We start from the raw sequence: 14414 nt of genomic DNA on the forward strand, positions 1-14414 counted from the left end.
GCGGATTTCGGCGGAAGGATGACGCGATTATAGGTCAACGTGTACGTTCACGTACAGGTTGGGATCGAAAAACGGCCGCCAGGCGGAATGCGCGGGCGGCCGTGTCGTGCGGCGAGGGCGATCAGCCGCCGCGGCGCATCAGGTCGAAGAACTCGGAGTTGCTCTTCGTCTGGCGGATCTTGTCGAGCAGGAATTCCATCGCCTCGACTTCGTCCATGTCGTGGATGAACTTGCGCAGCACCCAGATCTTCTGAAGGATCTCGGGCTTGATCAGCATTTCTTCGCGACGCGTGCCCGACTTGTTCAGGTTGATCGACGGATAGACGCGCTTTTCCGCGAGGCGGCGCTCGAGGTGCACTTCCATGTTGCCGGTGCCCTTGAACTCTTCGTAGATCACGTCGTCCATGCGGCTGCCGGTTTCGATCAGCGCGGTGCCGATGATCGTCAGCGAGCCGCCTTCCTCGATGTTGCGCGCCGCGCCGAAGAAGCGCTTCGGGCGCTGCAGCGCGTTCGCGTCGACACCGCCCGTCAGCACCTTGCCCGATGCCGGGATCACGGTGTTGTAAGCGCGTGCGAGACGCGTGATCGAGTCGAGCAGAATCACGACGTCGTGCTTCATTTCGACGAGGCGCTTGGCCTTCTCGATCACCATTTCGGCGACTTGCACGTGACGCGTGGCCGGCTCGTCGAACGTGGACGCGATGACTTCGCCGGCGACCGAGCGCTGCATTTCGGTCACTTCTTCGGGGCGTTCGTCGATCAGCAGCACGAACAGGACGACGTCCGGGTGGTTCTGCTTGATCGCGTGCGCGATGTGCTGGAGCATCACCGTCTTGCCCGACTTCGGCGACGCGACCAGCAGGCCGCGCTGGCCCTTGCCGATCGGCGCGATCATGTCGATGATGCGGCCCGTGACGTTTTCCTCGCCGCGCATCTCGCGCTCGAGCGCCAGCGGCTTGTTCGGGTGCAGCGGCGTGAGGTTCTCGAACATGATCTTGTGTTTCGAGGCCTCGGGCGGCTGCCCGTTGACTTTGTCGACCTTCACCAGCGCGAAGTAGCGCTCGCCGTCCTTCGGCGTGCGGACTTCACCTTCGATGGTGTCGCCGGTGTGCAGGTTGAAGCGGCGGATTTGCGACGGGCTGATATAGATGTCGTCGGTGCTCGCGAGGTACGACATTTCCGGCGAGCGCAGGAAGCCGAAGCCGTCCGGCAGCACTTCGAGCGTACCGTCGCCGAAGATCGTCTCTCCCGTCTTGGCGCGCTTTTTGAGAATGGCAAACATCAACTCCTGCTTGCGCAGGCGGTTCGCGTTTTCGATCTCCAGGCCATTGGCCATTTCGATCAGTTCGGACACGTGCAGAGACTTGAGCTCGGATAAATGCATACGGAGAACCCGCCAGGGAGGAGAAGCGACGAAAGAAAATAAGGGAGGAGGGCGAGCGGAAGCGCTCAGAGACTTAAATGCGTCTTGCCGACGTTTTTTAATTCTAGCATAGGCCGATTCGCGCTTGAGCGAGCGATCGGCGGCTTGGCGGCGGACGTGTTGCCGACTGACAACACGTCCGCGGATCTGCCGGTATTACAGGTGGCTGTCCAGGAATGCGGTGAGCTGCGACTTCGACAGCGCGCCGACCTTCTGCGCGGCAGCCGCGCCGTTCTTGAACAGGATCAGCGTCGGGATGCCGCGCACGCCGAACTTCGCGGGCGTGGCCTGGTTGTCGTCGACGTTGATCTTCGCGATCTGCAGCTTGTCGCCGTAGTCCTTCGCGACTTCGTCGAGGATCGGGGCGATCATCTTGCACGGGCCGCACCATTCGGCCCAGAAATCGACGAGTACGGGCTTGTCGGACTTGACGACGTCCTGTTCGAACGATGCGTCGCTGATGTGTTTGATCTGTTCGCTCATTGGGTCAATACCTCTTACGGTTCGGGGACTGCCTGCTTGCGCGTTGCGGCGAACCGGCCGCCGTAGGCTGCCGGCCGCCGCGGCAGGTCACTCCGCCTTTCCGGAAAGGAGGGGCGTAAGCGCTGCATCCGCGGCTCGCGGGTCGTTCGGGCGTCATATTAGCCTAAATTGCTATCTGCTGCGGGCGGCGATAGTAGCCGCTACGCGAGTAGGGGTACGACGCGACGTTCGACCATCGTGCCATGCAGGTGGAGGCCGGTTCGCCAATTGCAAGGGGCGCGCCGCATGCAACGTATCCGAATGGACGACGGGCCGGTTTGCCCGGCGACATTCGCATTGATGCGAACAAATGGTCGCATTCGTCCGGAAGCGGTGATAGAATATGCCGTGACGGGCCTCCTCGCATGGTGGGGCGGTGAACCTGGTCAGGTCGGGAACGAAGCAGCCACAATCGTTTTCCGCCAGTGCCGAGGGTTGGGCTCGTCACCTTCCTTCTCGCCCCGTTCGCCGGGCGTTTTTTATTTCCGCGTCACACTCCGTTCGACCTGTGCGTTGCCCGTGTTCCGCACCGTTTCGCGTGTCGGCGCGACGCAGCGTTACTGATACAATTTCCCGATGACCTATCAAGTTCTCGCACGCAAGTGGCGTCCGAAGGATTTCGCTTCGATCGTCGGCCAGGAGCACGTCGTCAGGGCGCTCACGCACGCGCTCGATGGCGGGCGTCTCCATCACGCCTATCTGTTTACCGGAACCCGCGGTGTCGGCAAGACGACGCTGTCGCGGATCTTCGCGAAGGCGCTCAACTGTGAAACCGGCGTCACGTCGCAGCCGTGCGGCGTGTGTCGCGCCTGTCGCGAGATCGACGAGGGCCGTTTCGTCGATTACGTCGAGATGGACGCGGCGAGCAACCGCGGCGTCGATGAAATGGCCGCGCTGCTCGAGCGCGCGGTGTATGCGCCCGTCGATGCGCGCTTCAAGGTCTACATGATCGACGAAGTGCACATGCTGACGAACCACGCGTTCAACGCGATGCTGAAGACGCTCGAAGAGCCGCCGCCGCACGTCAAGTTCATCCTCGCGACGACCGATCCGCAGAAAATCCCCGTCACCGTGCTGTCGCGCTGCCTGCAATTCAACCTGAAGCAGATGCCGGCCGGGCACATCGTGTCGCATCTCGAGCAGATCCTCGGCGAAGAGCGGATCACGTTCGAGCCGCAGGCGTTGCGCCTGCTCGCGCGCGCCGCGCAAGGCAGCATGCGCGATGCGCTGTCGCTGACCGACCAGGCGATCGCCTATTCGGCGAACGAGGTGACCGAGTCGGCGGTGTCGGGCATGCTCGGCGCGCTCGACCAGACCTACATGGTGCGCCTGCTCGACGCGCTCGCGGCCGGCAGCGGCCCGGAAATCCTCGCGATTGCCGACGAGATGTCGCTGCGCAGCCTGTCGTTCTCGACCGCGCTGCAGGATCTCGCGAGCCTGCTGCACCGGATCGCGTGGGCGCAGTTCGCGCCGGGCTCGGTGCTCGACGAGTGGCCGGAAGCGGCCGATCTGCGCCGTTTTGCGCAGACGCTGAGCCCCGAGCAAGTCCAATTGTTCTATCAGATCGCGACGGTCGGGCGCGCCGAGCTCGGCCTGGCGCCGGACGAATACGCCGGATTCACGATGACGCTGCTGCGGATGCTCGCGTTCGAGCCGGCCGTTGGCGCCGGCAGTGCGCCGGGCGGCCAGCCGTCCGTGCCGCCGCGTGCCGTGCCGGCCCCGCGTGCTGCCGCGGCGCCGGCCGCCGCCGCCGCGGCGAAGCCGGTATCGGCAGCGCCCGCCAGCGCAGCGCGTCCGCAAGTTGCGACGCCGGCCTCACCTGCCGTGCCGGTCGCACGTTCGGCGCCGGCGCAGTCGGGCGACGAAGCCGGGCGGTCGGCCGCCAAGCCGGCTGCCGTCCCGTCGCCGGCGGAGGCGGAGGCGGCAGCGCCGGCACCGGTCGCGGCCGACGCACACGCCATCGTGCCGCCGCAGCCGGAAACGAAAGCAGCGCCCACCGGCGACGTGCCGGCATCCGCCCGCAAGGAACCCGAGCCGCCTGCCGTTGCCGCCGTGCAGCGAAACGACGAACCGGCGCCGCAGGCCGAACCGACGCCGCGCGCCGCGTCGCCCGAGCCGGCCGCCGCGCGTCCGGCGGCGCGCGCCGGCGGTGCCGCCGCCGCGCTCGACGTGCTGCGCAATGCAGGGATGCGCGTGTCGTCGGACCGCGGTCGTGCAGGCGCTGCGGCCAAGCCGGCGGCGGCCCAGCCGGCCGCCGAGAAGCCGGCCGCGCCGCGGCCGGCCGTGCAGGTGCCGACGCCGCGTGCCGCCGCCCGCGCGCCGCAAGCCGCCGAGGCGCGCCAGCCGTCGCCGCCGTGGGAGGACATCCCGCCCGACGACTACGTGCCGCTCAGCGCCGACGAAATGTTCGGCGGTTCCGACGACGGCTTCGTGCCGGTGTTCGACAGCGGTCCCGACGATGTGCGTGTGACGCCGAAGCCGGCGGACGCACGTCCGGCCGCGCCGATCGACACGCGCCCGCTACCGCCGGCGATCGCGCTCGATCCGATCGGCTTCGACGGCGAATGGCCGGCGCTGGCCGCGCGGCTGCCGCTGAAGGGTGTTGCATACCAGCTCGCGTTCAACAGCGAGCTGACGGCCGTCGATGCGAGCGCGTTGAAACTGTCGGTGCCCGTGCCGCAGTATGCGGACGCCGCGCAGGTGGCGAAGCTGAAGGCCGCGCTGGCCGATGCGCTCGGCAAGCCGGTCGAGGTGACCGTGGAGGTCGGGCCCGCACGGCGCACTGCGGCGGCGCTCGATGCGGCCGCGCGCGCGGCACGCCAGCGCGAAGCCGAGCAGGAGATTCACGGCGATCCGTTCGTTCAGCAGCTCGTGCGCGAGTTCGGTGCGCGCATCGTCGAGGGGTCGGTGCGCCCGCTCGCCGATTCGTCGCCGGACGGCGCGCCGCCTACACTCCATTGAACTGAGCGCCCCGCGACAGGCACAATCACGCCCCGCACACATTGGCCGGCACGCGCCGCGTGCCGGTTTTCACACGATCGAGAAGGAGTATTCCCATGTTGAAAGGCAACCTCGCCGGACTGATGAAGCAAGCGCAGCAAATGCAGGAAAACATGAAGAAGATGCAGGAGCAGCTTGCGCTGATCGAGGTCGAAGGGCAGTCGGGCGCCGGCCTCGTCAAGGTGACGATGACGTGCCGCAACGAAGTGCGCCGCGTGTCGATCGACCCGAGCCTGCTCGCGGACGACAAGGACATGCTCGAGGATCTCGTCGCCGCTGCGTTCAACGACGCGGTGCGCAAGGCCGAAGCCACGTCGCAGGAAAAGATGAGCGGCATGACGTCGGGCCTGCCGCTGCCCCCGGGCTTCAAGCTGCCGTTCTGAGCTTGGCGTCCTTGGCACCGTTTGCCGCCGTATGAAACAGCCGTCCGCCCTGTCCGCTCTCGTCGAAGCGTTGCGCGTGCTGCCCGGCGTCGGGCCGAAATCCGCGCAGCGCATGGCGGTTCACCTGATGCAGCACGACCGTGAGGGCGCGGAGCGGCTCGGCCGGTCGCTGCTGTTCGCGACCGAGCACCTGCAGCATTGCGAAAAATGCAACACGTTCACCGAAGCGCAGATCTGCGAGGTCTGCAGCGACGAGGAGCGTGATCCGACGCTGCTGTGCGTCGTCGAGACGCCCGCCGACCAGATCATGCTCGAGCAGACGATGACCTACCGCGGGCTGTATTTCGTGCTGATGGGGCGACTGAGCCCGCTCGACGGAATCGGTCCGAAGGAAATCCATTTCGACCGCCTCGTGCGGCGCGCGTCCGACGGCGTCGTCAAGGAAGTCGTGCTCGCGACCAACTTCACGAACGAAGGCGAAGCCACCGCCCACTATCTCGGCCAGACGCTCAAGGCGCGCGGGCTGGCGGTCACGCGTCTCGCGCGCGGCGTGCCGGTGGGCGGCGAGCTCGAGTACGTGGACGCGGGCACCATCGCCCGCGCGATGCTCGATCGCCGCACGATGTAAGCCGGGCGCCGCCTGCTAGCGGCGCCGTTCCTCATGCCAGGGAGACACATGAGCACCAGCCAGGGCCCGCTCGCGGGCGTCAAAGTGCTCGAATTCGGAACGCTGATCGCGGGGCCGTTCGCGTCGCGGCTGTTCGCCGAATTCGGCGCGGAAGTGATCAAGATCGAGGATCCGAACGGCGGCGACCCGCTGCGCAAATGGCGCAAGCTCTACCCGGAGCAGGGCGGCACGTCGCTGTGGTGGTCCGTGCAGGCGCGCAACAAGAAATCGGTCACGCTGAACCTGAAAGCCGACGCCGGCAAGGCGATCGCGCGGCAACTCGCGAGCGAGGCCGACATCGTGATCGAGAACTTCCGTCCGGGCCTGCTCGAAAAGCTCGGGCTCGGCTACGACGTGCTGTCGGCCGACAATCCGGGCCTCGTGATGGTGCGCCTGTCCGGCTACGGGCAGACGGGCCCGTACCGCGACCGGCCCGGCTTCGGCGCGATCGCCGAATCGATGGGCGGGCTGCGCCACATCACCGGCTATCCGGATCTTCCGCCGCCGCGCATCGGCATCTCGATCGGCGATTCGATCGCCGCGCTGCACGGCGTGATCGGCGCGCTGATGGCGCTCCATCACCGCAAGGTCAACGGCGGCGCGGGGCAGGTGGTCGACGTTGCACTGTATGAAGCCGTCTTCAACATGATGGAAAGCGTGGTGCCCGAATACGGCGTGTACGGGATGGTGCGCGAGCGCACCGGCGCGTCGCTGCCGGGCATCGTGCCGTCGAACACGTATGCATGCCGCGACGGCAGCATCGTGATCGGCGGCAACAGCGACCCGATCTTCAAGCGGTTGATGAAGGCGATCGAGCGCGACGACCTCGCCGACGATCCCGCGCTCGCGCAGAACGACGGGCGCGTGCCGCGCACGCAGGAAATCGACGACGCGATCGCCGCGTGGCTCGCGCCGCGCACGATCGACGAGGCACTCGGCGTGCTGAACGCGGCCGACGTGCCGGCCGGACGCATCTACAGCGCGGCCGACATGTTCACCGATCCGCAGTTCGTCGCCCGCCAGATGATCCAGCGGTTCAAGCTGGCCGACGGCACCGACATTCCGCTGCCGAACATCACGCCGAAGCTGTCGGCCACGCCGGGCGAAACGCGCTGGCTCGGGCCCGAGCTCGGCGAGCACACCGACGAGGTGCTGCGCGGCCTCGGCTACGACACGCAGGCGATTGCCGCACTGCGCGAGGCGGGCGCGATCTGAGCGCAGCCGGCCCGGCGATGGGATCCCGTCGTCCAGACTTTCGTCGGGGCGGCAAATCGGGCGACACGGTGTTTTCCCCAGCGCGCGGAACGCCGCCGCGCAGTACGGCGGCGCATCGCCCGCCCATGCGTATACCCGCCCGCCTGCGGTGGCTGGACTGTCGCTCTCGCGCCATCCTTCCTCGGTTACAATCGCCGGATGCGAATCCTACTCAGCAACGACGACGGCTATCTCGCCCCTGGTCTCGCCGCGCTCAGCGAAGCGCTGCAGCCGCTGGCCGAGCTTACGGTGATCGCGCCCGAGCAGAACTGCAGCGGCGCGTCGAATTCCCTCACGTTGTCGCGGCCGCTGTCGGTGCAGCGCGCAGCAGGTACGGGTTTCTTCTACGTGAACGGCACGCCGACCGATTCGGTGCACGTCGCGCTGACGGGGATGGCCGATGCAAGGCCGGACATCGTCGTGTCCGGCATCAACAACGGCCAGAACATGGGCGAAGACACGCTCTATTCGGGGACAGTTGCAGCCGCCACCGAAGGCATCATGTTCGGCGTGCCGGCCATCGCGTTCTCGCTGGTCGACAAGGGCTGGACGCATCTGGCCGACGCCGCGCGCGTCGCCGCGGAAATCGTCGCGCACTACCTCGCGCATCCGCTGCCGGGCCAGCCGCTGCTGAACGTCAACATTCCGAACCTGCCGTACGATCAACTGAAGGGCTGGAAGGTCACGCGCCTCGGCAAGCGTCATCCGTCGCAGCCGGTGATTCGCCAGACCGACCCGCGCGGCGAGCCGATCTACTGGATCGGCGCCGCGGGCGAGGCGCTGGACGCCAGCGAAGGCACGGATTTCCATGCCGTCGCGAACGGTTTCGTGTCGATCACGCCGCTGCAGCTCGATCTCACGCATACGCAGATGCTGCCCGCGACGCGCGAATGGGCGCGCGCCGGAGGGCGGGCTTCATGAGCGGCGAGCGCGCGAAGCGGTTCCCGCTCGCGCTCGAAGATCTCAAGCGAGCGCCACGCAAGTCGGAAAAAGGCCGGGCCGGCGAACGCCAGACGGCGAGCGCGGTGCCGAAGGCCGCCGACAAACCCGCGGCCGCGCTGAAACCGGTCGCGGTGAAGCCGGCCGCGTTGCGTGCGCCGCAGCCGGGTATCGCCGGCGCGAAGCCGGCGACCGCACCGAAGCCCACCGCACTGAAACCTGCGCTACCGAAGCCGGCCGCGCCGAGTGTCGCGCCGGCCGGCGCGTTCGCGCTTACGTCGGAACGTGTGCGCGAGCGAATGGTCGAACGCCTGCGCGCGAACGGCGTGACCGATGCGCGCGTGCTCGACGCGATGGCCGCGGTGCCGCGCCACCTGTTCGTGGATCCGGGGCTCGCGACGCAGGCCTACGAGGATTCGGCGTTGCCGATCGGCCACCAGCAAACCATTTCAAAGCCGTCGGTCGTCGCGCGCATGATCGAGCTCGCGATGGCCGGCCGCACGCTCGAGCGCGTGCTCGAGATCGGCACGGGCTGCGGCTATCAGGCCGCCGTGCTGAGCCACGTGGCACGCGACGTGTATTCGATTGAACGCATCAAGCCGCTTTACGAGCGCGCGAAGCTGAACCTGCGGCCGCTGCGCGTGCCGAACATCCGTCTGCACTACGGCGACGGGCGTGTCGGCCTGCCGTCCGCGGCCCCGTTCGACGCGATCGTGATCGCGGCGGCGGGGCTCGACGTGCCGCAGGCGCTGCTCGAGCAACTCGCGATCGGCGGGCGGCTCGTCGCGCCCGTCGGTGCGCAGAGCGGACAGCACCAGGTGCTCACGCTCGTCGAGCGCGTCGCGCACGCGCAATGGCGAGAGTCCCGGCTTGATCGCGTTTTCTTTGTCCCTTTAAAATCCGGAGTGATTTGAAACCGATGAGTATGTTGCGCGCGATGCAAAACAACCGATCCAGGGAACCGCTCACGCTCGCCCAGCGCGCGATCTGTGTGGCTGCTTTCTCCACGCTGCTGGCCGCCTGTGCGACGCGGCTCGACAACGCGCCCGTCGTCGATCGCTCCGGGGCGCTCGGCACGAGCAGCGCCGCGCAGCCCGCGGTGCCGCTCGGCCCGCCGCCGCCCGGCTTCTATCGGGTGAAGCCGGGTGACACGCTGTACCGGATCGCGCTCGAGAACGGGCAGAACTATCGAGACATCGCGTCGTGGAACAATCTGGCGAACCCGAACCAGATCGAAGTCGACCAACTGCTGCGTGTCGCGCCGCCGGGCGGCGCCGCGGTCGCGCCGGCCACCGCGCCGATCGCCGGTGGTGCGGTCGCGACCGCGCCGCTGAGCAGCGGCCCGGCCACGCCGGCTGCCGGCACGTCGTCGGCACTTGCCGCCACGCCGCCGGCCGCGGCAACGGGATCGAGCGATACGGCCGCGGCCCCGAGCGGCCCCGTGACGTTCGCGTGGCCCGCGCGCGGCCCCGTGCTGAACGGGTTCGACGATGCGAAGAACAAGGGTGTCAATATCGGCGGGACGGCCGGCGAGGCCGTGAAGGCGGCAGCAGACGGCCGCGTCGTTTACTCCGGCAACGGGCTGCGTGGTTACGGCAACCTCATTATCATCAAACACGATGCAACTTACCTCACGGCGTATGCACACAATCGCGCTTTGATGGTAAAAGAGGGGGACGCGGTAACGAAGGGGCAGAAGATCGCCGAGATGGGTAACAGCGATGCCGACCGCGTGATGCTGCATTTCGAGGTTCGCCGGCAGGGTAAGCCTGTCGATCCGCTGAAGTATTTGCCGCCTCAATAACCGAGACGACCATGCCGAAATCGAAGCGCCACGAGCCGCAAGCCGAGTCTGAGAAGATCAGTCGTGCCACGCAAGCATCGGTGGGGCGAGCAGGTGCTTCGACGGACGACGAAGACGACGTCGCGGAAAACGAACGCGATCTCGAGGCACGCGACGCCGACGCCGACGCGGACGCGGACGGTGGCGACGACGAGCGCGAAGGCCGCCAGGAAGCAGTCCCGGACGTCGACGATTTCCGCACGCTGCTGCAGGCCGAACTCACGGCCGACACGATCCAGCATTACCTGAACCGCATCAGCGTGAAGCCGCTGCTGACCGTCGAGGAAGAGCAGCGCTATTCGCGCCTCGCGAAGGCCGGCGAATTCGAGGCGCGGCAGGTGATGATCGAGCGCAACCTGCGTCTCGTCGTCAGTATCGCGAAGGGGTACCTGAACCGCGGCGTGCCGCTGCTCGACCTGATCGAGGAAGGCAACCTCGGCCTGATGCATGCGATCGAGAAATTCGACCCGACGCGCGGGTTCCGTTTCTCGACCTATGCGACGTGGTGGATCCGGCAGAGCATCGAGCGGGCGATCATGAACCAGGCCCGCACGGTACGCCTGCCCGTGCACGTGATCCGCGAACTGAACCAGGTGCTGCGCGCGAAGCGCCACCTCGAAAAGAATTCGATGTCGACGGGCGAGGCGGCCGAGCGCCGCGAAGCCAGTATCGACGACATCGCCTATCTCACCGGCAAGACCGCCGAGGAAGTCACCGATATCCTCGCGCTCAACGAACACACGGCATCGCTCGACGCGCCGCTCGACCTCGATCCCGCGAGCAGCCTGCTCGACCTGCTGCCCGACGACCAGAGCCAGTCGCCCGACGCCGAGGTGCAGCATCGCGAGCTCGAAACGCTGACGCGCGCGTGGCTGTCGCGGCTGTCCGACAAGCACCGGCACGTGATCGAGCGCCGCTTCGGCCTGAACCACATCGAACCGGCGACGCTCGAGGAGCTCGCCGACGAGATGGGGCTCACGCGCGAGCGCGTGCGCCAGATCCAGCAGGAAGCGCTGGTGCGCCTCAAGCGGTTCTTCGCTTCCAACGGCGTGCGCAAGGACGCCGTTCTGTAACTGATGACTCCGATTCTCGTTTTTGACATCGAGACGATTCCCGATGTCGACGGCATCCGCCGTCTGGAAGACCTGCCCGCGACGCTCGACGATGCCGCAGTGGCCGAACATGCGTTTGCCGCACGCCGCGAGAAGACCGGTGGCGATTTCCTGCCGCACCATCTGCAGCGGATCGCGGCGATCTCGTGCGTGTTCCGCGACAACAACGGTTTTCGCGTGCGCTCGCTCGGGACGCCGCAGGACAACGAAGCCACGCTGATCCAGTCGTTCTACCGCGTGATCGAGAAATACACGCCGCAACTCGTGTCGTGGAACGGCGGCGGTTTCGATCTGCCGGTGCTCCATTACCGCGCGCTCGTGCACGGCATTCCCGCCACCCGCTACTGGGATCTCGGCGAGGACGACCGCGAATTCAAGTGGAACAACTACATCTCGCGCTATCACTCGCGGCATACCGACCTGATGGACGTGCTGGCGATGTATCAGGCGCGCGCGAACGCGCCGCTCGACGCGCTGGCGAAGCTGTGCGGTTTCCCGGGCAAGCTCGGGATGGACGGCAGCCAGGTATGGCCGGCGTTCCGCGACGGCCGGATCGACGAAATCCGCAACTATTGCGAAACCGACGTCGTCAACACCTACCTGCTGTATTGCCGGTTTCAGTTGATGCGCGGCGGGCTGACGCCGAGCGAGTACGCGGACGAAATCCTGCTCGTGAAGAACGCGCTCGCGCTGGAGCCGGCGCCGCACTGGGCCGAATACCTGGCCGGCTTCGACGCGTAGCGCGGGCGGCGGCGCCGCAACCTGCGCGTTCAGGCCAGCTCGAGCAGCACCGGCTGGTGATCGGACGCGCGTACCTCGCCGTCGATCTCGCAGCCGGTGACGCGCGGCAACAGCGTGTCGGTCACGAACACGAAATCGCACGCGAGCGGGCCGTCCGACCATTGCACCGTATCGTAGACGCCGGCCGTCGGCGGCGGCGTACGACCGGGATGCAGCGCGACCCACGCGTCGACGAAACGCGGCACGTCGGCGATCGGCTCCAGAAAGCGCCGGTACGCGTCGCTGCCGAATGCGCTGTTGAAATCGCCGCAGACGATCGCGTCGCGCGGTTGTCCGGTCGCGCTGAACGGCCCGTCGGCGGTTTCGGCGGGCGCGGGGTGGTCCGCGTGCGCACAGGCCTCGCGATGCCGGGCGCGTAACGCGTCGACCTGTGCAAGCCGCTGGCGCGCCGAGTAATACTCCAGATGCGTGGTGATCACGCGCAACGGCCCGAAGGGCGCCTGCAACTCGATATCGAGCGCGACGCGCGGCATCGACGGCGCGCCGGCGTCGGCGGGCCACGGCAGCAATTGGCGCAGCACGCGCCCGACCGGCAGCCGCGTCGCGATCGCATTGCCGAACTGGCGGCGTGCTCCACCGGGCCGGATGGCAGGCAGGTCGGCGCCGATGGCCTCGACGATCGTATAGCCGGGCAACAGCGCCGCGAGTTCGGCGAACTGATCGGGGCCTGGCCGGCCGGGCAGTGCGTCGAAGCCGCGCGTGACTTCCTGCAGGCACAGCACGTCGAAATCGCCGAGCCGGCGGATGGCTGCGACGGTGCGCGGAAGATCGACGCCGCCGTCCGCGTCCCGGCCCCATTGGATGTTCCAGTCGATCAATCGCATGGTCGAACCTCCTGTCGGGCGGGTAGGGATGTTGGGCCTCGGACGTTGCCTCGGCTGATTCCGTGGCCCACGCCGGCCGCGGGCGAATCGGAAAGCCGCGTCGAGCGGCCGTCCGGGCCCGCGCCGCATGGTTTATGCCCGCGTGCCCGATGCGTGCCTCATCCAAAGCACGCGGCGAGGGCCTGCGTCGTCTACAATCTCGCCTTCTTCAACGTTTGTCAGGAAAAGCTGGTGTCCGAAGCCGTCCCCACTTCTGCGCGCAAATCGAAAAATGCGCCCGTTCCGCCCGGGCCTGCACCGGTTCTCGAGATCGAATCGCTCGACATGGAAGCGCGCGGTGTCGGCCGCACGGTGACCGAGGACGGCCAGCCGGGCAAGGTGATCTTCGTCGAAGGCGCGCTGCCGGGCGAGCGCGTGACCTATTCGAGCTATCGCCGCAAGCCGAGCTACGAGCAGGCGACGGTCGTCGACATTCTGCGCCCGAGCGTGATGCGCACGCAGCCGAAATGCAAGTTCTTCGGCACCTGCGGCGGCTGCTCGATGCAGCATCTCGACATGCGCGCGCAGGTCGCGGTCAAGCAGCGCGTGCTCGAAGACAATCTGTGGCACCTGGCGAAGCTGCGCGCGGAAACGATGTTCGCGCCGATCCACGGCCCGTCATGGGGCTATCGCTACCGCGCGCGCCTGACCGTGCGCAACGTCGCGAAGAAGGGCGGCGTGCTGGTCGGATTCCACGAGAAGAAGAGCAGCTACGTCGCCGACATGACGAGCTGCGAAGTGCTGCCGCCGCACGTGTCGGCGATGCTCGTGCCGCTGCGCCGGCTCGTCGAGGGGCTGTCGATTCGCGACCGGATGCCGCAGATCGAACTCGCGGTCGGCTCGGCCGTCACGGCGCTCGTGCTGCGCGTGCTGGAGCCGATCAACGCGGACGACGAAGCGCTGCTGCGCGCGTTCGCGGACGAGCACAAGGTGCAGTTCTGGCTGCAGCCGAAGGGGCCGGACACGGTAACGCCGTTCTATCCGCTCGACGTGTCGCTCGATTACACGCTGCCGGAATTCGGCATCCGCATGCCGTTCAAGCCGACCGACTTCACGCAGGTCAATCACCAGATCAACCGCGTGCTGGTGGGCCGCGCGCTGCGCCTGCTCGCGCCGTCGCGCGACGACCGCGTGCTCGACCTGTTCTGTGGAATCGGCAACTTCACGCTGCCGCTCGCGCGGCTGTCGCGCGAAGTGATGGGCATCGAGGGCAGCGACACGCTGACCACGCGCGCGCTGGCGAACGCGCGCGAGAACGGTGTCGACGGCCACACGACGTTCGCGTGCCGCAACCTGTTCGAAGTGACGGGCGACGATCTGCGCGCGCTCGGCGCATTCGACAAGTTCCTGATCGACCCGCCGCGCGAAGGCGCGCTCGCGGTGTCGAAGGCGCTGGCCGAGATCGCGCAGAGCGGCGAAGGCCCGCTGCCGAAACGCATCGTCTACGTGTCGTGCAACCCGTCGACGCTCGCGCGCGATGCGGGCCTGCTCGTGCACGAGGCCGGCTACCGCTTGAAGGGCGCTGGTGTCGTGAACATGTTCCCGAATACGTCGCACGTCGAATCGATTGCGCTGTTCGAGCGCGACTGAGCCGGGCGTCGGACGTA

General features: G+C 67.3%; 13 protein-coding genes and 1 other RNA gene. 11 read left to right on the forward strand and 3 right to left on the reverse strand.

Annotated elements, in window-relative coordinates; genetic code table 11:
* Positions 1-121 precede the first annotated feature (121 nt).
* Both rho and trxA read right to left on the reverse strand, forming a co-directional pair.
* Complete coding sequence (gene rho / locus KPB06_RS15445) at positions 122-1384, reverse strand: transcription termination factor Rho (protein WP_006753675.1); 1263 nt, start codon at positions 1382-1384, stop codon at positions 122-124.
* A gap of 195 nt (positions 1385-1579) precedes the next feature.
* Entirely contained in the window at positions 1580-1906 is a 327-nt protein-coding gene (gene trxA / locus KPB06_RS15450) for a thioredoxin TrxA (protein ID WP_006402348.1), read from the reverse strand.
* A 389-nt stretch (positions 1907-2295) separates the two neighbouring features.
* Between trxA and ffs the strand changes: the two genes are divergently transcribed.
* The 10 genes from ffs (at position 2296) to KPB06_RS15500 (ending at position 11884) form a co-directional block, all read left to right on the forward strand.
* An RNA gene (ffs, locus tag KPB06_RS15455) (signal recognition particle sRNA small type) lies at positions 2296-2394 on the forward strand.
* Between the two features lie 127 nt (positions 2395-2521).
* Positions 2522-4906, forward strand: a complete 2385-nt coding sequence (locus KPB06_RS15460) for a DNA polymerase III subunit gamma/tau (RefSeq protein ID WP_059585301.1) — start codon at positions 2522-2524, stop codon at positions 4904-4906.
* Positions 4907-5001: 95 nt separating this feature from the next.
* Complete coding sequence (locus KPB06_RS15465; RefSeq protein WP_006482124.1) at positions 5002-5328, forward strand: YbaB/EbfC family nucleoid-associated protein; 327 nt, start codon at positions 5002-5004, stop codon at positions 5326-5328.
* 31 nt (positions 5329-5359) lie between these two features.
* Complete coding sequence (gene recR, locus KPB06_RS15470) at positions 5360-5956, forward strand: recombination mediator RecR (protein ID WP_006478665.1); 597 nt, start codon at positions 5360-5362, stop codon at positions 5954-5956.
* A gap of 48 nt (positions 5957-6004) precedes the next feature.
* Entirely contained in the window at positions 6005-7210 is a 1206-nt protein-coding gene (locus KPB06_RS15475; protein ID WP_059585302.1) for a CaiB/BaiF CoA transferase family protein, read from the forward strand.
* Positions 7211-7408: 198 nt separating this feature from the next.
* The gene (surE, locus tag KPB06_RS15480) at positions 7409-8170 is read left to right on the forward strand and encodes a 5'/3'-nucleotidase SurE (protein WP_059585303.1); all 762 of its coding nucleotides are present in this window, start codon (positions 7409-7411) and stop codon (positions 8168-8170) included.
* Positions 8167-9102 carry a protein-L-isoaspartate(D-aspartate) O-methyltransferase gene (locus KPB06_RS15485; RefSeq protein ID WP_275906157.1) on the forward strand — a complete coding sequence of 312 codons (936 nt, stop codon included), beginning with the start codon at positions 8167-8169 and terminating at the stop codon, positions 9100-9102. The genes surE and KPB06_RS15485 overlap by 4 nt, the downstream gene beginning before the upstream one ends.
* 5 nt (positions 9103-9107) lie before the next feature.
* Positions 9108-9992, forward strand: a complete 885-nt coding sequence (locus KPB06_RS15490) for a peptidoglycan DD-metalloendopeptidase family protein (RefSeq protein WP_275920497.1) — start codon at positions 9108-9110, stop codon at positions 9990-9992.
* A gap of 11 nt (positions 9993-10003) precedes the next feature.
* Complete coding sequence (rpoS, locus tag KPB06_RS15495) at positions 10004-11104, forward strand: RNA polymerase sigma factor RpoS (RefSeq protein WP_275906158.1); 1101 nt, start codon at positions 10004-10006, stop codon at positions 11102-11104.
* A gap of 3 nt (positions 11105-11107) precedes the next feature.
* Positions 11108-11884: a 3'-5' exonuclease gene (locus KPB06_RS15500; RefSeq protein ID WP_059645787.1), complete on the forward strand. Its 777-nt coding sequence runs from the start codon at positions 11108-11110 to the stop codon at positions 11882-11884.
* Between the two features lie 29 nt (positions 11885-11913).
* Here KPB06_RS15500 and KPB06_RS15505 read toward each other — a convergent pair whose 3' ends face one another.
* Entirely contained in the window at positions 11914-12768 is an 855-nt protein-coding gene (locus tag KPB06_RS15505; RefSeq protein ID WP_275906159.1) for an endonuclease/exonuclease/phosphatase family protein, read from the reverse strand.
* A 324-nt stretch (positions 12769-13092) separates the two neighbouring features.
* On the opposite strand from KPB06_RS15505, the gene rlmD reads away from it, so the two are divergent.
* Positions 13093-14397: a 23S rRNA (uracil(1939)-C(5))-methyltransferase RlmD gene (rlmD, locus tag KPB06_RS15510; protein WP_264162848.1), complete on the forward strand. Its 1305-nt coding sequence runs from the start codon at positions 13093-13095 to the stop codon at positions 14395-14397.
* Positions 14398-14414: the final 17 nt, after the last annotated feature.

The sequence above is a fragment of the Burkholderia semiarida genome, assembly GCF_029268935.1.
Taxonomy (GTDB): Bacteria; Pseudomonadota; Gammaproteobacteria; order Burkholderiales; family Burkholderiaceae; genus Burkholderia; species Burkholderia semiarida.